The 23,330-nt window shown below is 68.2% G+C and carries 22 protein-coding genes and 1 tRNA gene; 15 read left to right on the forward strand and 8 right to left on the reverse strand.

What is annotated here, in order from left to right:
- Positions 1-234 precede the first annotated feature (234 nt).
- Positions 235-4,479, forward strand: a complete 4,245-nt coding sequence (locus AC1D1A_RS04575; RefSeq protein WP_476947225.1) for an AAA family ATPase — start codon at positions 235-237, stop codon at positions 4,477-4,479.
- Positions 4,480-4,577: 98 nt separating this feature from the next.
- On the opposite strand, the gene AC1D1A_RS04580 is transcribed toward AC1D1A_RS04575, so the two are convergent.
- The 3 genes from AC1D1A_RS04580 to AC1D1A_RS04590 form a co-directional block, all read right to left on the reverse strand.
- The gene (locus AC1D1A_RS04580; protein WP_476947226.1) at positions 4,578-5,372 is read right to left on the reverse strand and encodes an RcpC/CpaB family pilus assembly protein; all 795 of its coding nucleotides are present in this window, start codon (positions 5,370-5,372) and stop codon (positions 4,578-4,580) included.
- 279 nt (positions 5,373-5,651) lie between these two features.
- On the reverse strand, positions 5,652-5,903 hold the full coding sequence (locus AC1D1A_RS04585) for an FmdB family zinc ribbon protein (RefSeq protein WP_476931075.1): 252 nt from the start codon (positions 5,901-5,903) through the stop codon (positions 5,652-5,654).
- 139 nt (positions 5,904-6,042) lie between these two features.
- A complete protein-coding gene (locus AC1D1A_RS04590; RefSeq protein ID WP_476947227.1) occupies positions 6,043-6,705 on the reverse strand; it encodes a 5-formyltetrahydrofolate cyclo-ligase in 663 nt (220 codons plus the stop codon).
- 104 nt (positions 6,706-6,809) lie between these two features.
- Between AC1D1A_RS04590 and galU the strand changes: the two genes are divergently transcribed.
- The 6 genes from galU (at position 6,810) to AC1D1A_RS04620 (ending at position 11,316) form a co-directional block, all read left to right on the forward strand.
- The gene (gene galU / locus AC1D1A_RS04595) at positions 6,810-7,727 is read left to right on the forward strand and encodes a UTP--glucose-1-phosphate uridylyltransferase GalU (RefSeq protein WP_476855733.1); all 918 of its coding nucleotides are present in this window, start codon (positions 6,810-6,812) and stop codon (positions 7,725-7,727) included.
- A 5-nt stretch (positions 7,728-7,732) separates the two neighbouring features.
- Positions 7,733-8,353 (forward strand): GNAT family N-acetyltransferase, encoded by a 621-nt coding sequence (locus AC1D1A_RS04600; RefSeq protein WP_026537630.1) that lies wholly within the window; start codon positions 7,733-7,735, stop codon positions 8,351-8,353.
- A gap of 143 nt (positions 8,354-8,496) precedes the next feature.
- Positions 8,497-9,495, forward strand: coding sequence for a hypothetical protein (locus AC1D1A_RS04605; protein ID WP_476887744.1), 999 nt, complete (start codon positions 8,497-8,499; stop codon positions 9,493-9,495).
- Between the two features lie 108 nt (positions 9,496-9,603).
- Positions 9,604-10,416 (forward strand): SDR family oxidoreductase, encoded by an 813-nt coding sequence (locus AC1D1A_RS04610; RefSeq protein ID WP_476947228.1) that lies wholly within the window; start codon positions 9,604-9,606, stop codon positions 10,414-10,416.
- A gap of 46 nt (positions 10,417-10,462) precedes the next feature.
- Positions 10,463-10,535 (forward strand) — tRNA-Ala (locus AC1D1A_RS04615).
- Positions 10,536-10,686: 151 nt separating this feature from the next.
- Complete coding sequence (locus AC1D1A_RS04620) at positions 10,687-11,316, forward strand: N-acetyltransferase family protein (RefSeq protein WP_476947229.1); 630 nt, start codon at positions 10,687-10,689, stop codon at positions 11,314-11,316.
- Here the strand turns inward: AC1D1A_RS04620 and AC1D1A_RS04625 are convergent.
- Positions 11,313-11,828, reverse strand: coding sequence for a hypothetical protein (locus tag AC1D1A_RS04625; protein ID WP_476947230.1), 516 nt, complete (start codon positions 11,826-11,828; stop codon positions 11,313-11,315). The two genes, AC1D1A_RS04620 and AC1D1A_RS04625, sit on opposite strands and share 4 nt — an antisense overlap.
- A 277-nt stretch (positions 11,829-12,105) precedes the next feature.
- Here AC1D1A_RS04625 and AC1D1A_RS04630 point away from each other — a divergent pair, with 277 nt between their 5' ends.
- The 5 genes from AC1D1A_RS04630 to AC1D1A_RS04650 all read left to right on the forward strand — a co-directional run bounded on the left by AC1D1A_RS04630 (position 12,106) and on the right by AC1D1A_RS04650 (position 15,951).
- Positions 12,106-12,474 carry a hypothetical protein gene (locus AC1D1A_RS04630; protein WP_476850315.1) on the forward strand — a complete coding sequence of 123 codons (369 nt, stop codon included), beginning with the start codon at positions 12,106-12,108 and terminating at the stop codon, positions 12,472-12,474.
- Positions 12,475-12,499: 25 nt separating this feature from the next.
- A complete protein-coding gene (locus AC1D1A_RS04635) occupies positions 12,500-12,970 on the forward strand; it encodes a GatB/YqeY domain-containing protein (protein WP_018773763.1) in 471 nt (156 codons plus the stop codon).
- A complete protein-coding gene (locus AC1D1A_RS04640) occupies positions 12,967-14,559 on the forward strand; it encodes an ABC-F family ATP-binding cassette domain-containing protein (protein WP_476947231.1) in 1,593 nt (530 codons plus the stop codon). The genes AC1D1A_RS04635 and AC1D1A_RS04640 overlap by 4 nt, the downstream gene beginning before the upstream one ends.
- A gap of 166 nt (positions 14,560-14,725) precedes the next feature.
- Entirely contained in the window at positions 14,726-15,469 is a 744-nt protein-coding gene (locus AC1D1A_RS04645) for a hypothetical protein (protein WP_476947232.1), read from the forward strand.
- A 158-nt stretch (positions 15,470-15,627) separates the two neighbouring features.
- Positions 15,628-15,951: a hypothetical protein gene (locus AC1D1A_RS04650; RefSeq protein ID WP_476850318.1), complete on the forward strand. Its 324-nt coding sequence runs from the start codon at positions 15,628-15,630 to the stop codon at positions 15,949-15,951.
- Here AC1D1A_RS04650 and corA read toward each other — a convergent pair.
- Together corA and AC1D1A_RS04660 are read right to left on the reverse strand one after the other, a co-directional pair.
- Positions 15,948-16,943, reverse strand: a complete 996-nt coding sequence (gene corA / locus AC1D1A_RS04655; protein WP_230009012.1) for a magnesium/cobalt transporter CorA — start codon at positions 16,941-16,943, stop codon at positions 15,948-15,950. The genes AC1D1A_RS04650 and corA overlap by 4 nt on opposite strands.
- Before the next feature lie 7 nt (positions 16,944-16,950).
- Positions 16,951-17,490 carry an Lrp/AsnC family transcriptional regulator gene (locus AC1D1A_RS04660; protein WP_476870539.1) on the reverse strand — a complete coding sequence of 180 codons (540 nt, stop codon included), beginning with the start codon at positions 17,488-17,490 and terminating at the stop codon, positions 16,951-16,953.
- A gap of 177 nt (positions 17,491-17,667) precedes the next feature.
- Between AC1D1A_RS04660 and AC1D1A_RS04665 the strand changes: the two genes are divergently transcribed.
- Positions 17,668-18,906, forward strand: a complete 1,239-nt coding sequence (locus AC1D1A_RS04665; protein ID WP_476873768.1) for an MFS transporter — start codon at positions 17,668-17,670, stop codon at positions 18,904-18,906.
- Positions 18,907-18,984: 78 nt separating this feature from the next.
- On the opposite strand, the gene AC1D1A_RS04670 is transcribed toward AC1D1A_RS04665, so the two are convergent.
- Complete coding sequence (locus tag AC1D1A_RS04670) at positions 18,985-19,482, reverse strand: Lrp/AsnC family transcriptional regulator (protein WP_018773770.1); 498 nt, start codon at positions 19,480-19,482, stop codon at positions 18,985-18,987.
- Positions 19,483-19,615: 133 nt separating this feature from the next.
- On the opposite strand from AC1D1A_RS04670, the gene AC1D1A_RS04675 reads away from it, so the two are divergent.
- Entirely contained in the window at positions 19,616-20,779 is a 1,164-nt protein-coding gene (locus AC1D1A_RS04675; RefSeq protein ID WP_476887728.1) for a trans-sulfuration enzyme family protein, read from the forward strand.
- A gap of 16 nt (positions 20,780-20,795) precedes the next feature.
- Here AC1D1A_RS04675 and AC1D1A_RS04680 read toward each other — a convergent pair whose 3' ends face one another.
- On the reverse strand, positions 20,796-22,121 hold the full coding sequence (locus tag AC1D1A_RS04680; protein ID WP_476947233.1) for an MFS transporter: 1,326 nt from the start codon (positions 22,119-22,121) through the stop codon (positions 20,796-20,798).
- A 92-nt stretch (positions 22,122-22,213) separates the two neighbouring features.
- Between AC1D1A_RS04680 and AC1D1A_RS04685 the strand changes: the two genes are divergently transcribed.
- Entirely contained in the window at positions 22,214-23,236 is a 1,023-nt protein-coding gene (locus AC1D1A_RS04685) for a LysR family transcriptional regulator (RefSeq protein ID WP_476870508.1), read from the forward strand.
- Positions 23,237-23,330: the final 94 nt, after the last annotated feature.

Consider the following 23,330-nt stretch of genomic DNA (forward strand, 5'->3'; position numbering starts at 1 on the left):
AATTTCGCACCGCCCAGTGTTGCGGCCCCGCACCTGCGGGGGATTCGGGCTACCCTCGAAAGCATGCCGGTATGGTCCAAGGCGTCCCGCGCGAGCCTGGCAACCGCGAGCACACAAGATGCGGCCAGGGAAAGCGCGGACGCAACACAGACGAGCGTTGATACGACGAACCCGCCAGAGCCGAGCCCGCCGCGGTCCGGCACAGAGACGTCGAGCACAGAAAAGAAGGCAGCAGTGTCAGTTGGTCAAGGCCACCCCGAGGGCTCCGAGGAGTTCAGGAAATGGCTGTCGGGGCTCAAGCCCGTCACCGGTGCAGATACCATGCTGCGCTTCACCAAGACGCCCGAAGGCTCAATTGACCTGACCCATGCCCATCCCTCGGGGCTCGCCCAGCTGATGGCAGGGCGGCGTACCCGGCTCTCGACCCTGATCCGCGACCGCCAGCAATTCGTTGTCGCGGCCAGGGCATCACGAAACCTGCGCTCCAAGATTTTCGAACTCGCCAATGACCGCGGCATCGACGCGGGGTATTTCTCTGCCGGCACGGTCGTCTGGACGTCCGCCGTCGGCGGTAAGCCGCAACGGATCTCGGCCCCGGTCATGCTCACCGCCATATCCCTCACGGTGCGCCCCGGCGAGGACGACTATGAGTTGCAGCTCACCGAACAGGCGCAGATCAACCCGGCGCTTGTCCGGCACCTCAAGACCGTCCACGGGATCGTTTTCGACGTCAACGCGGTGACCAGGATGGCGTACAGCACGGCCCGTTACGACCCGCAGCCCGTTCTGGACCGCCTGGGCACCCTGGTCCAGCCGATTCACGGCGCGGAGGTCGAACACAACCTGCTCGTCTCCACGTTCGCCGACCTCTCCGGCAACCTCGATGATCCGTGGATCAACCAGAACAACCCCCTGGTCACCGCGCTGGCTCGGTCCGGTTCCGGCGAACTGGTCGACGTGCCTGCTCTGGAACCCGGCCGCTTCCCCAGCACGGACGACCGTGACCCCGCGGACGAGCTTCTGCTGCTCGACGCCGACACAGACCAGCAGTATGTGATCGACGCCGTCCGGGCGGGCGACTCGCTGGTGGTCAGCAGCCCGCCGGGCACGGGCCAGACCCAGACAGTCATCAACACCATCGGCGCCCTGGTGGACGAGGGCAAGTCCGTCCTGGTGGTTGGCGACAGGCGGGCCAGCCTCGCCGAGATCTCCGGGCAGCTGGATGGCCTCGGCCTGGATTCGGTCCTCTTGCAGCTGACGGGCAGCGCCAGCCCGCTGCAGCTGAAGGGCCAGCTGGTCCGGGCGATCGTCCGCAACGAGAAGTCGCTGCAGCCGCAACTGAGCAACCTGCACGCCACCCTGACCGGGCACCGCCACGCCCTCATGGACCACGTAGCCTCCCTGCACAACGTCCGGGCGCGCTGGGGTTGCTCGCCGTATGAGGCCATGCAGTCCCTTGCAGAGCTGACCTCCATCCAGCCGGCACCGGCGACGACCGTCCGGCTCAAGCGCAGCGTGCTGGACAATATCCGGGACCGCGAGGAGCTCGCAGGCCGGCTCCGCCGCGCCGCCGAGCTCGGCAGCTTCAGCCGCGCGTCGACCACCAGCCCCTGGCACGGCGCGCGCCTGCTGACCCGCAAGGAGACGCAGGAAGCGCAGGGCGTTGCCCAGTCCGTTTCGGAAAAACTGCCGTTGCTGCGCGGGCGCATGGATGCCGTGGCGGAACACGCAGAGATCCGGCTCGGCCGGACCTTCGCCGAATGGGGCGAGCAGATCGAACTTCTCGTGGCCGTCCGCGAAAGTCTGGACAAGTTCACTCCCGACATCTTTGACCGGCCCGTCCACGACCTGATCTCGGCCACCGCGTCCTCCGCCTGGCGCAGGGAACGCGGGATCGAAATGCCGTCCATGCAGCGCTCACGCCTGCGCAGGGTGGCCAAGGAGTACGTCCGGCCCGGCGTGCACATCGCGGACCTGCACAGCTCCCTGGTCCTGGTGCAGGAACAGCGCGCCGCCTGGTCCGGCTACGCGACCACGCAGCGGCACCCGGCCGTGCCGTCCGGGCTGGCTGAAATCAGCGGCCTTTACCGGGAGCTCGCAGCGGAACTGGCTGAACTGGGCCTGGCTGTCAAGCACACCGCCGCCGGCGGCGACTTGGAGCGCGCACCCTACGACGAACTCCTGCCCCGGGTGCGGCGGCTCGTCGCCGACACCGCGACCCTTGAAACCCTTCCGGAGCGCACGCTGCTCGTCGAAAGCATGCGAGAGCACGGCCTGGGCGAGCTTCTCGCCGACCTTGCCGAGCGAGAGGTCCCGGAGGGTTCGGTGACCGCCGAACTTGAGCTGGCCTGGTGGCAGTCGGCCCTGGAGGCCATGATCAGCGGCGATGACTACCTCGCCATGTCCGACGGCGACGCCCTGCGCCAGCTTGAGGCGGAGTACCGTCTCGCGGACAACGCCCATATCGCCAGCGGCGCTGCCCGGCTGCGCTGGAACCTGTCCGAGCGCTGGCGCACTGCCATCTCGGCGTACCCCCGCCAGGCCGAGCTGTTGCGCAGCCTGCTGAAGGACGGCCGGGTGACCCTGGCAGCCCTGAGCGGCCAGGCGCAGGAGCTGCTGCCCACACTGGTACCGGTGTGGTCCGTCAGCCCCTACCTCATGACGGGTCTGCTGCCGATCGAGCAGACCTTCGATGCCGTCGTGATTCTCGACGCCGAGACGACCTCGTTGCAGGCCGTCCTCCCGGCGATCGCCCGGTCCCGGCAGGTCATCGCCTTCGGCGACGAACAGATCGCCAGCCCCCGGACCTTTACCGTGGGCGTCGAACGGCTCGCCGCGGGGGAGAGCTCCTACCAAAGCGTTGAGAGCTCGTTCCGGGCACTCTCTGCCGTGCTTCCGGTCTGGAACCTCAGGACCGTGTACCGTGCGGTCGATGAAGACCTGGTGCGCCAGCTCAGCAAGGGTTTTTACGGCGGGGAACTCACCCGCCTCCCGGAGGGCCAATCTGCCACAGGGCTGGACCGTACCCTCAGCGTGGAGTACCTCCCCGACGGCACGGGGCTGCCCAGCGCTGACCACGACGGCGTCGAATCGGTTGTTGCCGAGGTCAACCGCGCGGTGGAGCTGGTCTTCGAGCACGCCCGGCTCCGCCCCCGGACGTCGCTGGCCGTGGTGACCGGCAGCCTTCGCCATGCCGCCCGGATCGGCGAGGCCATCAGGGCGCAACTGCCCAACTACCCCATGCTGGGCAGCTTCTTCACTGCGGGGGATGAGTCCTTCCGCGTAGTGGATCTGGAACGGGCCCAGGGCCTGGTCCGCGACCACGTCATTTTTTCCCCGGGCTATGGCCGTACCCCGCATGGGCGCACCCTCCACAGCCTCGGGCCGCTTTCCGCCGAAGGTGGCCGAGCAAAATTCGCCCTGGCGATGACGCGTGCCCGCCGGTCCCTGCACGTGCTCAGCTGCTTCCGGCCCGAAGACCTTGATGTCAGCCGCCTCAGCCACGGCGCCGTGGACTTCTACGAGCTCCTGGACCGTGAGATCGCGGGCAACACGGATCTTGGCAGCCCCGCCTCCCGGGCTGCGGCCAGCGAGCAGGCGCTCGGCGCCGATCCGCTCGTGGCCGACCTGGGTGACCGGCTCCGGGCCCGCGGGGCACGTGTGTGGCACCAGTACGACGGCGTCCTGAACATGGTGGCGGCCGCCGATCCGATGACCACGATCGGCCAGGACGATGCGGAGATTCCCCGTCCGGTGGCGATCGAGTCGGACGGTACGAGCCATTACCGGCGGATGAGCGTCCGTGAACGGAGCAGGCTCCGGCCGCAGCTCCTGGAGCGGCTTGGCTGGCGGTACATGCCCCTGTGGACCATAGAGGTCTTCACCGACCCCTCGGCCTGCGCCGACCGGATTGGCGGCTACCTCGGGTTGGAGAAGCCCGCCGTGTCCAGCCGGCTGCGGACATCGCACGGTTTCTTCGACGACGGCATCGAACACCTGGCGATCGACGAGGCGCGGGCCGCCGAGTACCACGTGGCGGCCGAACCCTCGGGACAGGTGTTCCGCGGCCACGAAACTGCTGGCCAAGAATTCCGCCGGCAGGCACCAGCATCAGCAATGACAGGCAATACAGGCAGTAAGGAGGCCGGCGGCATGAGTGCGGACGGCATCACTAGCAACACCGGCGAGACCGGCGACACGAACGACACCGCGGGGCCGAAGCCGGGTGAGTCGACGGGGGCCGCGGCCGACACCGCAGGGTCGAAGGCCGGCGAATCGACCGGGGAATCGACCGGCGACGGGCCGGACCAGGAGGCCGCGAAGGAGACGTCGCGCCGTTCGGAGGCACAGGCCACCGTTCCGGAGGGTGTGCTGCCGAATAAGGCGGCGGAAGACGACCCCCGGCGCTGGGGTGACCAGCCTGATAATTACGATCACGACGCCTGGCTCCAGGAACAGAAGCCGCCGCACTGGGGCTGACGGGCCGCGCCCGCAGCCCAGAGCCTGCGGGCGCGGCCCGCGTCGGAGCCTACGGCCCGGGCCACTGGCCCGGCGGAAACGCCCTGCTGGCTGGACGGCTAGCCCGGCGGTGACGACACAAGCACGAAAAACAATTTGCCCTGGGTAGACGCGCCCGCCAGCCTGCGGGCCTGGTCGGCCGTCGCTGCCACCACCACCAGCCCGTCAGTCTCCGCAGTGGCGGGCCAGGAGCCGGCCTTGCCGCCCTGCGCCGACGTCCAGAGCACTGGTACGGCTTCGGCCAGGATTTGGCTTTCGCCGGGTTGTTCCATGCCGTTGCCGGCAGTGAGCACCACGTTGACGAGCTGCCCGGGGGAGACCAGCTGGATGGAGGCCGGATCTGCCATCCTCAGCGGCACGGCCGCAGAGCCTCGCGGGCTTCCGGCGAGCAGGCCCGGTCCCAGGATCTGGGCGTCGGTGAGGAGCTGGCCCTGGCGCAACGGTGCGGCCAGCTGTTTTCCCTCGAACGCGGTCTCGCTGCCGGGGCTGCCCGCAGGAATAAGGCCGGGTGGCACGCTGATCCTGCTGAGATCGCCGGGTTCCAGAAACTTTCCAGCGGGCAGATCGGCCGCGGCGGCGAAGGCTGCGACAGTGTCAGTGGGCGCTGGAGCCAGTTGCTGAACTGTCAGTCCGGCGGGGATGCAGAACAGGAGGGCCGCGATAAGCCGCCGGTTCCGGTTCAGCCAGCCGCGCAGGCGGCGCCACGACGGGCGGCCGCGGGGCGGACGCCGGCGGGGTTTCGCGGGACCGATCCGGCTCCGGAACGGAAGGCCTGCGGCGGAAAACGTGGCGGCAGGAAGTCTCGTTGGGCGGATCCCGGTACGGGACCAGCGGCCGGGGCCAGCTTCAGGCATTGCGGCGCGGAACGGCCTGAACGAAGGCGTGGAAGACGGCACAGGCGCCGCCGGGGCAGCCGTCTTGAACGAAGGCGGGGAAACCGCGGTGAGGAAAAGTTCCATGCCGCCACGCTACGGATCTGCGCAGAGCGGCGGCAGCTGCGGAACGTCCTATGTGGACAACGGCAACAGCGGCAACGGCAACGGCAACAGCGGACAGGGGACAGGGATTCAGGCAGTGCCGAGAATCAGCCGGCCGTAGCCCAGCCGGCGGCCGGTGCCAACCCGGCAGGTGCCTTAGCTGGCCGCTGCGGCGGGCGCGGGGGTGGCCGCGGGAGTTGCAGGAGCCGGGGAAACCGTGCTGCCCTTGGCGTCGCGCGAATCGGTCCGGTAGAAGCCGGAGCCCTTGAACACTACGCCGACGCTGTTGAACTTCTTGCGCAGCGTGCCCTGGCACTCGGGGCAGGACGTCAAGGAGTTGTCGCTGAACGACTGCACGATCTCGAAGGCGTGGCTGCAGTCCTTGCAGGCGTATGCATACGTGGGCACTGGAAATCCTCCTCAGGGGCAAACGAGCAGGTCCCGTGCTGCGGAGTCCGGATCACCGCCGATATGTCTATCGACCTGTTCCGTCCTTAGCAGTCGCAGGGCCTGAGTGCCAATTCTATCACCTTGGCGGGAACCAGGATCAGGCGGGCCGGGATCGGCCGAGTCGGACGATCCCGCCCGGGGTCAGCGCCGTGTCGACTTTCCGGTCGAACGACTCCGCGGGGATGCTGCCTGCGGGCAGCACCTCCGTGTCATAGACGACGGCGGCAGTCGGCGACGCGACAGCGTCGGCTGCAGCGTCGGCCGCCCCGGCGTCCGCCCCGCCGGGCGCGGAGGACATGGCAGCCAGGGCGGCAAGGAACTTGTCGTAGTAGCCGCCGCCTTGCCCGATTCGGTTGCCCGAGAAATCCACCGCGGTGGCCGGCAGGAAGATTGCGGTGGCGTCCCGCATGACTTCGGTACCGTGGCGCTCTCCGACAGGCTCCTGGATGGGCGCGTACCGGCTGCGGACAAACCCGGACTGGGGAGTCCAATACACCCAGCTGAGCTCGATGTCGGGTTCGCAAACGGGCAGCAGCACCCGGTGCCCGGCTTCGACCAGGGCAGTCAGCAGTGGCAGTGTGGGCGGTTCGGCGCCCACACCGAGGTACGCCGCGAAGGTGCCCTGGCGGCCGCGGCCAAGCCCGGAGGCCCACGCGAGCCCGTGGCTGGCGATGCCCGCCGCGGCGGTGTCCTGTGCGGCCAGCGGGAGTGCGGAACGCGCCGCCCTGTGGCTGGAGCGAATTTCCTCTTTTGACGCCATCTTGGCCCGTCCTCTGCCTCTTGCGGCCGCGCTGCAGCGGGGGGCCCGGCAGGCGGTTCGCATAATGATTACGCAATGATTGGTCCCTCCGTTAGATTAGTCGTGTGAATACACCCATCGCTTCCGTCCGCAAGGCCGTTATCCCCGCCGCGGGCCTTGGTACCAGGTTTCTCCCGGCCACAAAGGCCATGCCCAAGGAAATGCTGCCTGTCGTTGACAAGCCGGCCATCCAGTACGTAGTCGAGGAGGCCGTGAATGTCGGCCTGAACGACATCCTGATGATCACTGGCCGCAACAAGCGGGCGTTGGAGGACCACTTCGACCGCGTCCCCGCGCTGGAGTCCACCCTGGAGGCGAAGGGTGACACTGCGAAGCTCGAATCCATCCAGGCCGCCAGCAACCTCGGTGACATCCACTACGTCCGCCAGGGCGATCCCATGGGCCTCGGCCACGCGGTCCTCCGGGCCAAGCAGCACGTCGGGCATGAGCCGTTCGCCGTCCTCCTGGGAGATGACCTCATTGACGCCCGCGATGAGCTCCTCAGCACCATGATCGAGGTCCAGGCCAAGACCGGCGGGTCGGTGGTCGCTCTGATCGAGGTGGACCCGTCCCAGATCAGTGCCTACGGCTGCGCGGACGTCGAGGCAATCGGCGGTGAGGACTACGTCCGCATCAACCAGCTCGTGGAGAAGCCCGATGTCGCGGACGCCCCGTCCAACCTGGCCGTAATTGGCCGCTACGTGTTGCACCCGGCCGTCTTTGAAGTGCTGGAACGCACCGCGCCCGGCCGCGGCGGGGAAATCCAGCTCACGGACGCCCTGCAGGAACTCTCGGCCGGCACCGGCGAGGGCTACGGCGTGTACGGCGTCATCTTCCGCGGCCGCCGCTACGACACCGGCGACAAGCTCAGCTACCTCAAGGCCTGTGTCCAGCTCGCCTGCGACAGTGAGGACCTCGGCCCGGGCCTGCGCGAATGGCTGCCCGGCTTCGCGTCCAGCCTGGCCCCCAGCCTCGCCAAATAACTCCCGTGGGGGGCAGCTTCACCTGGCCGGTGACCTTGGAGAGCGGCGACATCGTGTTGCGCCCGATCCGGTACCGGGACCGCAAGGAGTGGACAGCGCTCAGGTCCCGCAACTGCGAGTGGCTGGCCCCCTGGGAGGCATCGAACCCGGTCCCCGGCGGCGGCCTGCCGGACTACCGGCAGATGGTGCGCTCGCTCAAGGCCCAGGCCGCGCAGGCCACGGCCCTGCCGTTCGTCATCGCGGAATGGACACCAGGCCATCAGGCGCCGGTGATCGTGGGGCAGCTGACGGTGTCCTCGATTGTCTGGGGGTCGGCCATGATGGCGACGCTTGGCTATTGGGTCGACAAGGAACGGGCCGGCCGGGGGATCGCCCCGACCGCCGTGGCCATGGCGACCGACTATTGCTTCGGCACCCTTGGCCTGCACCGCATGGAGATCAACATCAGGCCGGAGAACGCGCCGAGCCTGCGCGTGGTGGAAAAACTCGGGTTTCGTGACGAGGGATTCCGGCCCAGGTTCCTGCACATCAACGGTGAATGGGCAGACCACCGGACCTTCGCGCTCACGGCTGAGGAAGTGCCGGAAGGCCTCCTCGCGCGGTGGCTGAGAACCCGCCAGTCCTGAGGCCCATGAGAGCCGCCTGACCAGCCACGACGCCCCGACGCCGGCCAGTCGCCGCTGCGCGCGCGACACACCCCTGACAATGCGGGGCAGCACCTCATATACCTCATACGGTTTTGAGTGTGGACTTCCCTCTTAGCAGCTCTGTGATCCTTGTCATTGCTGTTGCGCTCTGGATCGTGTGGGTGGCGCCTTACGTTCTCCGGAACGGACGCCACCAGCTGCAGCCTGCAGGCGACTTCCTGGCGGATGTCATTGACATGGAACCAGCAGATCCACATGCGGGGAAGGTTATGAAAATGGCGGCGCAGCAGGAGAAACCCATGATCAGCACACAGCGCGCAGACCCGGCCGGCGGCACACCTGGGACTGGGGCGGGCAAAGCGGCGACCCCTCGGGTGAATCCGATTGCTGCGTCGGGCTCCCCGGCATTCCGGATTCGTTGGGCGCGGCTGGTGCTGGCGGTAGCCGGGCTCCTGGCTCTCCTCACGGCAGTCGTGTCCGGAGCCCTTCGGCTTTTCGGCATCGGTTCAGGCTGGCTGCCGGTGACCGCCCTCCTGGGCGCCTTCGCCGCAGTGGCGCTGCTTCGTCGTCTTGCCGTCCGCGATCGCCGGCGGAAGATGAACGCTGCATTCCGTGCAGCCATGGGCAGCCCGGAACGCACCCCTGCGCGGCCGTCGGTGCCCGAACAGACCCCCTCCCTTCCCGACGGACGTCCCGCTGCCCGGCCGGAAAGCCCGCTCTTCGACGCCGAAGCGGGCCGCGACACGCCCGAGCCCGCGCCGAAGCCGCTGACGGCACTGGAACTCCGCCAGGCCGCCCTCGCTGAAGCCGTCGCCTCTGGGGATGCCTCGGCGGCCATGGCAGCCGACGCAGGTGCAGTAGCGGAGGGCACGAGCTGGGAGCCCGTCGAGGTTCCCAAGCCCACCTACGTCGAAGCCCCGAAGGCCGAACGTGCAGCCCCAATGCCCCTCGACCTTCCCGAGGCGCCGAAGGCCGTAGGGAAACCGTCTCTCAAGCAGGCCTCGGCGCGACCGGCAGCGTCCGATCCGCAGACCGCCGACGATTCTGAGACTAAGCAGCTCAGCAAGGCCCAGAGCGCCTTGAGCAACCTGGATGATGTCCTCCAGCGGCGCCGCGCCTGATCCGCCCCGTCCTTCCGGAGATTACCCCGGGCAGCCAGCGATGGCGGCCCGGGGTTTTTCATGTCCCCGCAGCGTCGCCGGCGGGCTCCGCTGCGGTAGCCTCGGGTCATGACAAGGATCTGCATTGCCGGTGGAACCGGGCAAGTGGGCCGAGTAGTGGTGCGCCTGGCCGTCGACGCCGGGCACGCCGTGGCCGTCCTCAGCCGCAACCCGCCGGGGGCCGGCGCCGCCGGCAACATCCCGGGCGCGGAGTACTTCCGCGCGGACGTCACGACGGGAGAGGGAATAGCGGCCGCCCTGGCCGGCGCCGACGTCGTGATCGATTGCCTGGAAGGGCGCGCCGGGAAGGCGCGCAAGAACTTCGCCGACGGCGGTGCGCGGCTTCTGGCCGCTGCACAGGACGCGGGAACGGCCAGGGCCGTCATGCTGTCCATCGTGAACTGCGATCGCAGCAACTCGTCCTTCTACCGATCGAAAGCTGCCAAAGAACACGCCTACGAGCTGTCCGGACTCGAGACCGTGGTGGTCCGGGCCACCCAGTTCCACTCGTTGCTCGCGATGATGTTCGACGCCGGCTCAAAGCTGCGGATCATCCCCGTGGTCAGAGGTGCCCGGTTCCAGCCGGTATCGCCGGCCGACGCAGCCGCGGTTCTGCTGGAGACCGCCCTTGAGCCGGCGTCCGTTCCAGCCGCGGGCCCGCGGCACCGGGTACTGAACCTCGGCGGCCCCGAATCCAAAGACATGGTCGACTTTGCCCGGGAATGGCAGCGGGCCACCCGCGCAAAGGGTCAACTCGTGCGCTTCCCACTGCCCGGCGCGATGGGCCGCTACCTGCGCGAGGGGTTGAACCTGGTGCCGGAGGCGCGACACGGCACCGAGACTTTCCGGGGCTGGCTGGAAAACAGCGCAGATAGTTTGTAGCCTAGGGACACCGGCAACGCCGTTCCGTCAGGACCGGCGTTGCTTCGGGGCTATAGCTCAGTTGGTAGAGCGCTTCGTTCGCATCGAAGAGGTCAGGAGTTCGAATCTCCTTAGCTCCACAGATTTCAAGGGTTTTTGAACCTTTGAGTGCTCGAATGAGTGCGTGAAATGACATTTGCCGCCCGCCTGGCGCGTCCCTGCCCGGTTCCAGGGCTATGCGATGGTGCGTACTGATGCCCGCCGACTAATGCCCGCCGACGAGGAGCAAACATGGAAGCCGCAACGATGGGCACCCGGCCGGCGTCGAACGTCAGCCTCCACGTTGGCGCACCGGGACCCGCTGTGGCCAGCGAAACGGCAGCGCTGCTCAACGAATCCCTCGGCTCCGGTTTCACTCAGCCATCAGCGCTGGCGCAACTCACAGCCGATGGCGGGGGAGTCCTTATCCGTGCCCGCGGCCGGGACGGCGGGCTCCTGGGCGCGGCGACCGCCCGCGTCCTGGACCGTGCGTCCCACGCCGCACTGCAGGACCGCCTGCGCATCACCGGGGTCGACGCCGGCCTGGACGGCCGCCGGGTTGGGGAGCTGAAGTCCATCGTCGTCGCGCCCGCAGCCAGGGGGACGGGCGTCGGCTCGATCATGCTCGCGGCCAGCCTGGACTTTCTCAAGGCCCGCGGCTGCCACGATGTCGTGTCCGCATCCTGGGTCTCGGCCGATCCACAGCACTCTTCCCTGGGGATGCTGGAGCGGGCCGGTTTTGCGCAGGTGGCCACGATCCCCGCCTTCTGGGCGGACGACCAACAGGCGGCCGGCTACCTCTGCCCCCTCTGCGGCGCCGGGTGCGTCTGCGCGGCCGTCATCCTGGTGCTCCCACTCGAGGGCAGGGCCAGCCGCGGCTAGAGCGCTTCCTTGGCCAGGGCCGCAGTGCCGGGAGGGGTCCTGCGGCCGAGCCGGTTGTCCAGTCTGACGCGCAGCCTGGCGGCGGCGACCCGGACCCGGTGATGCGAGAGGGCAGCCGAACCGGTAACCTGCGCAGCGACGTGCTGCCCGTTGCCTGTGCTTTCCCCGGCCCCCTTCACGGACTCCCACGCGATGTCCAGAAGCTCAAGCTCCTCGTTGCGGGCCAACTCGCTGCGGGCGAGCACATCCAGCGCTGCCAGCCCCAGGGCTTTGCTGTCTTCGTCCTCGTCCAGGGCACGGTCCAGCGCCCATTGGGTCCGTTTCCACCACTCGGCCCGGTCGTCGGCGACGGCCTTCTGGCGCAGAGTCCGCCAGGCCATGAACGCTCCCACGGCTGCCGCTACAAGTACAGCAACAGGGGCAAGCGCGGCAACGATCTGCCACCACTCGGCCGGACCCGTGTGGAGGAGGACTTCAACCGGAACCGGAGACGGGGCAGGTGTTGGCGGCATGCGACCAGCCTAAGCCGCGGCCCGGACAGTGGCAGGCGGCGCGGCGGCAACGCGGCAAGGCGGTGTGGCGGGCGCGGCGTGGTTCGGCGCTCCCGACCGGTCACCGGTACGGAACGCCAGTGATTTCATGAGATGGTGTGAACCTGCGTGAACGGCGCCGTGGCCGCGCCGGCGCAGCAATCCGCGCGGCAAGACCATCGTGCAATCCAGCGGCAAGGCAGCCGAATCCAGCGCAGGCATCCAAGACAGACATCCAGCGCAGACAAGGCCACCACCGATGAAGAACACCACCCCGATCGCCCTGGCCCTGCTGTCTGTTCTGCTGACCGCGGCCTGCTCCGCCTCCCCGAGCCCCGAGCCGTCCGCCGGGACCCCTGCGGCGGGCCTGCCGGCGTCGCTGCCCAAGCCTGACCCGGCCCAGCAGGAAGCCCTCCTGGCCGCGCTGGCCAAGATCAACCCCCGCCTGCCAGACGACCAGGCAATCGACAAGGCGCGCCGCCTGTGCGGCCGACTGCTGGGTCAATCGACGGCGGACCAGCTCATCGCTGCCGCAAAGACGGAGTTCAGCGGGGACGTCCCTGCCCTCCCGGACGAAGACGCCCAGCGGATCATCTCGGCGATCGGGGCCAACGGGTTCTGCCGCTAGCCTTGTTAACAACACGAGGAGAACTATGACCACCCTGAAAGAACGCCTGCACGCCGACGTCGTGAGCCACATGAAGGACCGCAACAAGGTTGCCCTGACCACCGTGCGCAACGTCCTGGGCGAGATCGAGACCCGGGAGAAATCGGGCAAGACGCCAATCGTGCTGGACGACGCACAGGTGACCGCACTCCTGCAAAAGGAAGCCGCCAAGCGCCGCGACACGGCCCGCATCTACACCGAGGCCGGCGAAGCCGAGCGCGCCGCGGCCGAGATCGCCGAGGCCGAGGTGATCGAGGCCTACCTGCCCAAGCCACTGACCGCGGCGGAAGTCGAGACGATCGTGGACGAGGCCATCGCGGCGCTCAAGGCCGACGGCGTCGAGCTGTCCATGCGTCAGCTGGGGGCAGTGATGAAGCCCGTCACCGCCACGGTGGCCGGACGTTTTGACGGCAAGGCCGTCAGCGAAATCGTCCGCAACCGTCTCGCGCAGCAGTGAGCCTGGTCCGGCTGCACGACGTCAGCGTCCGCTTCGACAACACACAGATCCTGCGCGAGGCGTTCTTCCGTCTGGAGCCCGGGGACCGGGTGGGCCTGATCGGCAAGAACGGCTCCGGGAAGACCTCCATCCTCAAGCTCGTCCTGGACCAGGTCTCCCCGGACACCGGAACGGTCACCGTGGAGCAGGGGACCAGGGTGGGGTACTTCTCCCAGTTTTCCGAGCTCGACGGCGAGGCAACCATCCTTGCGGTCCTTGACGGACTGTTTGTCGAGATCAAGGCTGCCGAGGCCGAGCTGGCAGCCATCGACGCCGCCATTGCGGCTGACCCCGCCGAGGCGGAGCTGGACCGGCTGATCCGGCGCCAGGCCGAGCTGTTCGAGGACATGGACCGCCTCGACGGATGGGATTACAAGCGGCGCATCGACACGGTCCTGACCACTCTGGGGTTCAGCGACGCCCACCGCACGTGCGCGATCGACGAACTCTCCGGCGGGTGGCGCAACCGCGCCGCCCTGGCCAAGATCCTGTTGGAGGGCCCGGACGTCCTGCTGCTGGATGAACCCACCAACTACCTCGATGTGGCCGGTGTCGAATGGCTCGAAAACTGGTTCCGCGACTACCGCGGCGCCGCGATCATCGTCTCGCACGACAGGAAGTTCCTCGACGCGGTGGTCACCCGGATCATCGAAGTGGAAAACTTCCACCTGCACGAGTACCCCGGCAACTTCGTCGAGTACGTGGTCCAGAAGCAGTTCCGGCTCAAGACGCTCGAGGCCCAGTTCGTCCATGAGTCCGAGCTCCTGGCTTTTGAGGCGGAGGGCATCGCCGACCGCCGGGAGGCCGCCAAGGCCGCCAGCCGCGGGTTGGGGAACCAGCTGGCCAAGATCAAGAAAGCGCGGACACCACGTCCCGTGGACCAGATCGTCACCGAGATCTACGGCGGGCTGCACGTGAAGGATGTCCTCTGCAGGGTCGAAGGACTGGGCAAGTCCTATGGCGACAAGGTCTTGTTCGAAGACCTGAGCTTTGAGATCCGCCGCGGCAACAGGATTGTGGTCCTGGGCTCCAACGGCAGCGGCAAGTCCACGCTGCTGAAAGTGCTGACCGGGGAGGAACCGGCGGATTCCGGTGAAGTGGTCTGGGCGAAGGGGCCGGGTTTTGTTTCCTACAACAAAATGCTGGAAGAGCTCGACGACGCCGACACCGTTTCGCACGCGGTCAACGCGCTGCCGGACAGCCTGGCCTTCAGCGCCACGAAGAAGTCCGTCAACAGGTTCCTCGCCATGTTCCAGTTCTCCGAAGCCGACCTCAAACAGAAGATCGGGAACCTCTCCGGCGGACAGAAAGCCCGCGTCGCCATGGCCCAGTGCCTGCTGTCCGGGGCCTCGGTGCTGCTGCTGGATGAGCCCACCAACCACCTGGACATGTCCAGTACCCAGGTGATGGAGCGGGCACTGCTCCACTTCCCCGGCGCGGTCGTCGTGGTCAGCCACGACCGCTTCTTCACCGAAAAGATCGCCACCCGTCAGCTGGTCTTCGGCACCGACGGCGCAGAACCCGGCGAGGTCGACGTACGCGCGGCCTAAGGACGTGGTGATTGCCCCGAGGCTCAGTGTTTGCTCAACATTGGCTCAGGATGTGGCCTGAGCGGCTAAAGGGCGGACAAGTGGTCGTTTCCGAGCGGTAGTGTGGCGCTGGCTGCCGACCGGGGGGACGGCAGCGGTCTCTTATCCGCTTTGAAAGGAATCTCCCGTGGCAGGAATCATCGGCTGGCTCAGTGCTCTGGGCACCACAGGCAAGGCAGTAGTAGTGGCCTCCGTCGTCGTCACCGGCGGCGCCGGCGCAGCGGCGGCCACCGCGACCACCAATCTCCCGGCTGACCCGACGTCAACCATGACGGCGACCGGCACCGAAACCTCTGAGCCGGTCGAGTCGGCCGGGTCGGAGACTCCGGTAGTGGGCGACCAGGAAGCCGCCGATCACGAATCGTCTGAATCGTCTGAACCGGGCGATCCGGCTGAATCGTCTGAACCGGGCGATCCGGCTGAGTCGGATGACCAGGAGGCGGACGATCAGAACGCGGACGATCAGGGCGCGGAAGAGGTCGCGGACGACCAGAACGCGGACGACCAGGGGGCGGAAGGGGTCGCGGACGCTCAGGAGCCTGCTGCCCCGGCTCCGGCCCCCGCTGCTCCGGCCCCGGCGCCCGCCGGACACGATGCGAAGGATTCGGCCGACGCGCCGGAAGCCGACGCGTCCCACGCATCGAACGGCAACAGCGGATGGGCACACCAGAACGCCGCTGAACACCGCGCCGCCGGCCAGGCCAACGCCGCTGAACACCGCGCCGCCGGCCAGGCCAAGGCCGCCGAGCACCGCGCGGCCAGCCAGGCCAAAGCCGCCGAGCACCGTGCCGCTCCGGCCGGTCTTGAAAGCGATCACGCCGCCAAGACCAGCAAGCGCGGCGACTCGGGCGGGCACGGCCACAGCAAGTAGCCCAATCGGCATGCAATGACGGGGCCCGGACCACTGGTCCTGCCCCCGTCGTCGTGACGGCACGAAAATGTTTCAGCGCGAAAGTGTTTCAGCGCGAAAGTGTCCAACGGTTCGGTCTCAGGGGCGCGGCGTTTCCGGGCCCGCGGGATAATGGAACCATGACCAATCAGCAGCAGGACCGCGACCCGTGGGAGGAGTTCGACAAGCTCCAGCCCGCCGGTCCGGACCGGGTTGCCGGGTACCCCGGTGGGAAACCGCAGGGCTTCGGCTTCCGCACGGGCGTCCGCAGCGCCAGGGTAGCCCTCGGATTTGCCGTCTACTCCCTGGCGCTGGGGAGCATTCTGGTCCTCACCGGAGCCATCGTTTTCATCGGCAGCGGGAAGTGGCTGCTGCTCGGGCTGATGGTGCTGATCGAGGTCGTGTTCGTCCTGGCGTTCCGACGGCTCATGGTCCAGGTCCGGAACCGCCGCGCCGCTGGCTAGAGCCAGCCCTTCTTCTTGAAGATGGCGTACATCAGCGCCGCCGTGCCGGCCATGAGCGTGATTGCCATCGGGTAGCCAAGCGTCCAGTGCAGCTCCGGCATGTTGTCGAAGTTCATGCCATACAGTCCGGCCACAAATGTCGGCGCGAAGAAGATCGCGGCCCACGACGAGATCTTCTTGACCTGTTCGTTTTGTTCCGCGCTGGCCTCGTTCTGGCGGTTGGCGGTCAGGGTTCCGTCCAGGGTGAGCGCATTCTGCAGCAGGTCACGGAACGAATCGGCGCGGGAAATCAGCCGTTCCACGTGGTCCTCGACGTCGCGCAGGCTGTGCTGCAGTTCGATGTCCACCCGGTACTTCTCGAAGCCCCGCCGGAGCTGTTGCATCATTGCCGGGAGCGGGTGGATGGCGCGCTGGAAATGGATGACTTCACGGGCGAGCTCGTAGATCCGCCGGGACACCAGGGGGTCGCCGCTGAAGAGCTGGTCCTCGATCTCGTCGATGTCGTTTTCCAGCCCGGCTACCACGGGACCGTAGTCATCCACCACCTGGTCCATGAGCGCGTACAGGACGGCCTCGGGCCCGTGGCGCAGCAGATCGGGCCGGCCCTCCATCCGGCGCCTGACCTGGCCCACGACTTTCGTCTCGGCGTGCCGGACGGTGACCACGAAGTTGCGCCCCGTGAAGACGTGGAGCTCGCCGAACTCCACGGTTTCGGTCTCGTCCAGGTATCTGGCGGGGCGGAGCACAGTGAACAGATTGTCGTCGTAGCGTTCCAGTTTGGGGCGCTGATGGGCAGAGATCGCGTCCTCCACCGCCAGCCCGTGCAGGTTGAATTCTGCCGCCACGGCCGCCATTTCCTCAGTGGTCGGCCGGTACAGGCCGATCCAGGCCATGCCCCCGTGCTCGGTCAGGGTCTCAAAAGTCTGCTCGAGGTTCCGCGGCTCGGCGCTGCGGATGCCGTCAACGTAGACGGCGTTGTCGATGATAGTCACCGGGACATTATCCTTTGTCCACCTGGAATTCGGCGGACCCGGCCCGCCGCGACGCGGACCGGCCGGGGGCGAGCGCGTTGCCTTGGGCGAGCCGGCTGATCAGCGGCTCGGTCCGGTACGGGATATGGGTGTGCAGCGCCAGGACGGTCTCGGTGCGGATGACGCCTTTGATCCGAAGGATCGACCGGAGGGCCGCCTGGAGATTGTGCGTATCCGTCGCCACCACCCGGCACCAGACGTCGCCGCGCCCGGAGATCTCGTGGACTTCCAGAACCTGGGCGATCAGCCGCAGGGCCCCCACGACGCCGTCGAGTTCCCGGTGGTTGACCTCGATCGTCACGAAGGCGACGACGTCGTACCCCACCGCCTCCAAATCGATTTCACGGCCGCCGTCGTGCAGCACACCGGAGCGCAGCATGCGCCGCACGCGCGACTGGGCGGTGTTCCGGGCGATGCCCAGGGTGTCACTGAGCTCGCCGATCTGGATCCGCGGATCCCGGATCAGCTCCAGCAGGATCTTCAGGTCGGTGGGGTCCAGACTGTTCAAATCATCACTCCGGTTCACTTGAGCAGTCTGAGAATGACTGTTTTGCTCAATTTTGGCACAGAACTTGGACATCCAGATCATTGGTATTGCATTCTGTAGGTACCAATCTTTTCGACCGGGCCGTCGGTGTTCCCCACAGGGAACGCATGCGGCCCGATTTCATGCAAGGGCACGGCCATGACAGTCTTTAGCGAACTCCGCATGCGCCCGGCCACAGCTGACCGCTGGGGCTGGGACGCTTCCACCACCGCACGGCTCGTGATGGCCGGGGTTGTGATCTTTACGCTGCTGGTCGGCGCGAATCTTGCGACGCCGCTGTACCCGCTGTTGCAGGCAAAACTTGGAATCACGGCGCTCGATGTCACGGTGGCGTTCTCGGCCTACGTCCTGGCCCTCGTGGCCACACTCGTCCTGGCCGGCCACTGGTCCGATCACATCGGCCGCCGCGCCGCCCTCGTACTGGCAGTGCTGGTGGGCCTGGCCGGCGGCTTTGTCTTCGCCACCGCGGGCAACCTCGTGGCGCTCTCCGCCGGGCGCGCCCTGCAGGGCGTCGCCGTAGCGCTCGCCACCGGGGCCAGCTCGGCTGCCCTGCGCGAGCTGCTGCCCAGCCGGCCGGAGTGGGCCTCACGGTTCACGCTCCTGGCCTCCGCCGGCGGGGTGGCGGCCGGCCCCGCAATCGGCGGAATGCTGTCCCTCCTGCCGGGCCCGACGTCGACGCCGTACTACCTGCACTCCATCGTCCTCGCCGCCGTGCTGGTGCCCTTGTACCTGCTCAAGGCGCGGCCCGCCATCAGCCTGCATGCCGGTCCCCAGACCCTGCGGGTCCTGGCACCGCGGCGACCCTCGGTCTCCAGCGACGCGCGCGGCGCCTTCTGGCTGGCGTCGTCTGTGGGCTTCCTGAGCTTCACCGTTTTTGGTTTCTGCCTCTCGCTCGCACCCGGCTATTTCGCCCAGATTGTCCACGCCGATTCGCGGCCGCTGATCGGCCTGCTGGCAGGGCTGACGCTGGGGTCCTCAGCCCTGAGCCAGCTGCTGGCCATCCGGGGACGATTTGCCGTGTCCGCCGGCCTGGCCGTCCTGGGCGTCTCCGTCCTGCTGATCGCCGCGGCCGCCGCCTGGAGCAGCCCGTGGCTGCTGATTCTGGCCAGCATCACTGCCGGCGTGGGGCAGGGCGTGGCCTTCAGGACTGTGTTCAATGACGTTGCCGGCAGGGTGGAGGCCGCGCGGCACGCCCAGATCATCAGCACCGTCTATGTGATCACGTACCTTGGCAGCGCCTTCCCGGTGATCGGGTTGGGGCTCGCGGCCGGGATCGTCGGGCTGCAGAGCGCCGTCGCCGGTTTCGTCACGGTGTGCGCGGCCGCCGCGCTGACGCTGGCGGCCGTTACGCTGCGAGGCGCACTGCGCCGGGGCTAACTGCGCTGGGTCTGACTGCGCTGGGTCTGACTGCGCTGGGTCTGACTGCGCCGGGTCTAACTGCGCCGGCCGGGCCCGTTAGGGCAGCGGGCCGTGGTTGCCCTGGATGTGGTCGAAGACCAGCGTGGTTTCGGTGTGGCCCACCACGGGGTCGGTGGCCAGGTTGTCCAGAACCCAGTCCCGGAGGTCCTCGGTGGTGGCGACGGCGATGTGCAGCAGGTAGTCCACTGACCCGGACGTGTGGAAGGTCGAGAGCACTGCCGGCAGTTTGGGCACCCGGGCAGTGAAACGGTCGATCTGCTCGCGGTCATGGGCCCGGAGCCGGACCGCAATGAGGGCCTGGACCGAACGCCCGATCGCGGACAGGCTCAGATTGGCCTCGAAGCCCTCGATGATGCCGCGCTCGGACAGGGCGCGGGTGCGCATCAGCGCGGTCGACGGCGCGATCCCCACGAGCTCTGCCAGCTGTTTGTTCGAGATGCGGGCGTCCGCGACGAGGGCAGCGAGCAGGCGCTCGTCGATCGCGTCCAGCGGCTCGCTGGCTCCCGGCCGAACATTCTTCGCGGTGCTGCTCACGGATCCTCCTAGTAGTGTTCTCCGTTCATCATAAACGGCGTTATCCGACAGTTCCATTCAGAACCTCTACAAAAGCGCGAATTATTGCCAGATACTTGCGGAATTCAATGGTGAATATTCGTAAGGAGCAAGGGTGCTTTCTCAAGATTCATTGGCGGTCCACGCAGGCCGGAGCGGGCTCACGGAACTGGGCGTCCACGCGGTGCCCATCGATCTGTCCACGACGGCGCCCCTGCCGTCCGTGCACGACGGAGGCCTTGCCTACGAGCACATGGCCACCGGCGGCTCACATGTGGAGGGGCAAAGCACGGTCTACCAGCGGCTGTGGAACCCCACGGTGGCACGCTTCGAAGAAGGCGTCGCTGTCCTGGAAGGCACGCCCGAGTCTGTCGCCTTTGCCACCGGAATGGCGGCGCTGAGCGCCGTGCTCCTCGCGGTTGTGGCCGCGGGCAAGAAGCACGTTGTCGCCGTGCGCCCGCTGTACGGCGGCAGCGACTACCTTTTGGCCTCCGGCGTCCTTGGCAACGAGGTCACCTTCACGACGCCGGAGGGCGTCGGCGCCGCCCTCCGGCCGGACACCGGCCTGGTGATCCTCGAGACGCCGGCCAACCCGACCCTCGAGCTGGTGGACATCGCCCGCGTGGCAGCCGCCGCCGACGGTGTGCCGCTCCTGGTGGACAACACCTTCGCCAGCCCGGTACTGCAGCAACCCTTCAAGCACGGCGCGGCCATGGTGCTGCACAGCGCCACGAAGTTCCTGGGCGGCCACGGGGACGCTATGGGCGGCGTGGTGGCCGCAGGCTCTGAATGGGCAGTGCGCCTGCGCCAGATCCGGGCCGTGACCGGCGGCATCCTGACCCCGTGGCCGGCGTACCTGCTGCACCGCGGGCTGGCAACGCTCCCGGTCCGGGTCCGCGCCCAGCAGGCCGGCGCCGAAAAAATCGCGGTTGCCCTGGCAGGGCACGGGCTCGTGAGGCGGGTTTACTACCCGGGACTGGCCGAATGCGACCCGCAGGGCCTGGTGGGCACACAGATGTCCGGGCCGGGATCGCTCATGGCCTTCGAACTCGCCAGCGCCGAGCACGCCGAGCGGATCCCGGCCGCCGTCGGCATGATCACCCACGCCGTGTCCCTCGGCGGGATTGATACCCTCATCCAGCACCCGGCCGGCCTGACCCACCGGCCGGTCGAAGCCGCGGCCAAGCCGCACGCGAACCTGCTGCGGATCTCGGTGGGGCTGGAGGACCCGGCCGACATCGTCGCCGACCTCGTGCAGGCGATCGAGGCAACGCAGTAGCCCGAGGGTCCGGTGCCTAGCCCGATGCCGTGACCCTGCCGGCGGCCGCGGTGCCGGTTGCGGGCACCGGCGCGGGATGCGCGACGGCGGTGATTGCCGCCGTCGCGCCGGCCAGTCCGATGACCGTCAGCGCAAGGGCCGTCCAGCCGAACCGCTGGAAGACCAGGCCGCCGGCCCAGCCAAGCACGCTGGAGCCGAGGTAGTAGGCAAGGTTGTACAGCGAGGCGGCCTGCGCCCGGCCCGTCGTGGCGATCAGCCCGGTCCAGCCGGATCCGATGCTGTGTGCCGCGAAGAAGCCGCCCGTGAACAGCAGCAATCCCGCCAGGATCGCGGCCAGCTGTTCCGTGAGCGTCAGGGCCAGGCCGCCTGCCATCAGTGCGGTGCCGGCGATCAGGACGGTGCGCCGGCCGAACCGCGACGTCAGGCCCGCTGCCCAGCGCGCCGAGACGGTTCCGGAGAGGTAGGCCAGGAAGATCAGGCTGATCGCGGTGGCGGGCAGGCTGAACGGCTCCCCTGACAGCCGGAATCCGAGGTAGTTGTAGACGGCCACGAAACCGCCCATGAGCAGGAATGCCTGGACGTACAGGGCCAAGAGCCGGGGATTGCGGCCATGGCCGGCCAGCGTGCGAAAGGCCCCGCGGAAGCCGCCCGCGGCCGCGGCGGTGAAGCCCTTGGCCCGGGGCACCAGAACAAGGAACAGGACTGCCGCTCCGCTAGCCAGAACGGAGACCGCCAGGGCCGCGGCCCGCCAGCCCCACAGTTCACCCGCGGGTCCGGCGACCAGCCGGCCGGCCAGGCCGCCCAGGGTGGTCCCGGCGACATAGCTCCCGGCGGCGACGGCGGCGTGGGCCTTGTTGACCTCCTCGTTGAGATACGCGATCGCGATCGCCGGGATGCCGCCGAGGGCCATTCCCTCCAGCATCCGCAGGCACAGCAGCACGGGGAAGCTGGGGGCCAGGGGGACCAGCAGGCCCAGGACGGTGGCCGCTGAGATGCCCCACATCATTGCCCGGACCCGGCCGATCCGGTCGGCCAGGAAGGACCAGGGGAGCACCGTCAGGGCCAGCCCTACCGTTGCCAGGGAGATGGTCAGCGCGGCCTCGGCGGCCGAGACGCGAAGATCCGCCGCCAGGAGCGGGAGCACCGCCTGGGTGGAGTAGAGCTGGGCGAAGGTTGCGACGCCGGCAAAGGCAAGCCCGGCGAGGATCCGGCGGTAGGCCGTGGAGCCCTTCGGATGGCCAGCCCATGCGGCAGCGTTGGCTGCAGAATCAGCTGCGAGATTGGCTGCGTCCTTGGCCGCGGGGCGTGGGCCGGTGCCGGTGGGTGCGGAAATGCGTGGCATGCCTTCAGGCTAAAGCCTGCCCGAGGGATGCTTCCAATGCATGATTTCCATAGAATAGATAGCAAATATGGATCAGTGTGCTGGAGGGGAACATGGACGTCGAACACAGGCAGCTCGTGCAGCTGCTGCCCCTGCTGCCGATGCTGGCGGAACTGGGGCGGACGGAGCACATTACCGAGACGGCCGAGCTCCTGGGCCTGCCGCAGTCGACCGTGAGCCGTGCCATTGCGCGGGCCAGCGCCATCGTGGGGACGGAGCTGCTGATCCGGGACGGCCGGGGCGTGCGTTTGACGCCCGCGGCGAAGGCGCTCATGCCCCACATCGAGGCTGCCCTGGCCGAATTCCAGACGGGGCTGGACAGCGTCAGGCACGAATCGGAGGTGGTCCGCGGCCGGATCGCCGTGTCGTTCCAGCACACCTTCGGCGAGGCAATGCTGCCGCTGCTCATCAGTGCGTTCCGGAGCAGGCACCCGCAGACTGCCTTTGACCTCAGCCAGGGTGCACGGGACGGCTGCCTCGCGGAACTGGCCGCGGGCTCCGCCGACGTGGCGCTCACGGCACCCGTTGCCACACCCAGCAAGCGAATCGGTTCGGCCGCGCTGTACCGCGAACCGTTGCGCCTGGTGGTCCACCACCGGCATGCCCTGGCCGGCCGCCGTCGGGCCAAGGTTGCCGAGATCCGGCAGGAGCCCTTCGTAGCGATGGGGTCCGGCTACGGCATGCGCTCGCTGACCGACGCGTTGTTCCGGGAGGCGGGGTTCCGCCCGCGCATTGCCTTCGAGAGCCAGGACTCGCACACCGTCCGCGGCCTCGTCTCGGCCGGGCTCGGCGTCAGCATTCTGCCGCCCGGCGGCTCCGCACCCGGCAGAGCCGCACAAAACAGCCACCACCCGTCGCGGGGCACCGAAGCCGACGACGGCGGACCGGGCTGGGTTGAGATTCCCCTGGATTCAGTCCTGGCGTTCCGCGAGATCGGCCTCGCTTGGCGGGAGCCGGTTTCGCGGAATGCCGTGGCCGATGGCGAGTCCGATCCCGTGCGCTTGTTCCGCGAATTCGTGCTCCGCGACGGTCCGGCGCTCCTGGCAGGCTTCGTGCGCGAACGCTCGGCAGGCTGAGCCGGGCAGACGGGTGTGCCGGGCCGGTGCGCTCCGGTCGCCGGTTGGCCCCGAGGTCGCCGTAAAGTGACGGCGGTTTGGCATGCTTCCGGCG

It is taken from the genome of Arthrobacter sp. P1_B9, assembly GCF_056406495.1.

What these genes read in the sequence shown, in the direction of transcription:
- AC1D1A_RS04580 (WP_476947226.1), bottom strand. Translation starts at nt 5,372, where the DNA reads ATGCCTGAAGCTGGCCCCGGCCGCTGGTCCCGTACCGGGATCCGCCCA.
- AC1D1A_RS04590 (WP_476947227.1), bottom strand. Translation starts at nt 6,705, where the DNA reads ATGGCGTCAAAAGAGGAAATTCGCTCCAGCCACAGGGCGGCGCGTTCC.
- AC1D1A_RS04610 (WP_476947228.1), top strand. Translation starts at nt 9,604, where the DNA reads ATGACAAGGATCTGCATTGCCGGTGGAACCGGGCAAGTGGGCCGAGTA.
- AC1D1A_RS04620 (WP_476947229.1), top strand. Translation starts at nt 10,687, where the DNA reads ATGGAAGCCGCAACGATGGGCACCCGGCCGGCGTCGAACGTCAGCCTC.
- AC1D1A_RS04625 (WP_476947230.1), bottom strand. Translation starts at nt 11,828, where the DNA reads ATGCCGCCAACACCTGCCCCGTCTCCGGTTCCGGTTGAAGTCCTCCTC.
- AC1D1A_RS04630 (WP_476850315.1), top strand. Translation starts at nt 12,106, where the DNA reads ATGAAGAACACCACCCCGATCGCCCTGGCCCTGCTGTCTGTTCTGCTG.
- AC1D1A_RS04635 (WP_018773763.1), top strand. Translation starts at nt 12,500, where the DNA reads ATGACCACCCTGAAAGAACGCCTGCACGCCGACGTCGTGAGCCACATG.
- AC1D1A_RS04650 (WP_476850318.1), top strand. Translation starts at nt 15,628, where the DNA reads ATGACCAATCAGCAGCAGGACCGCGACCCGTGGGAGGAGTTCGACAAG.
- AC1D1A_RS04665 (WP_476873768.1), top strand. Translation starts at nt 17,668, where the DNA reads ATGACAGTCTTTAGCGAACTCCGCATGCGCCCGGCCACAGCTGACCGC.
- AC1D1A_RS04680 (WP_476947233.1), bottom strand. Translation starts at nt 22,121, where the DNA reads ATGCCACGCATTTCCGCACCCACCGGCACCGGCCCACGCCCCGCGGCC.
- AC1D1A_RS04685 (WP_476870508.1), top strand. Translation starts at nt 22,214, where the DNA reads ATGGACGTCGAACACAGGCAGCTCGTGCAGCTGCTGCCCCTGCTGCCG.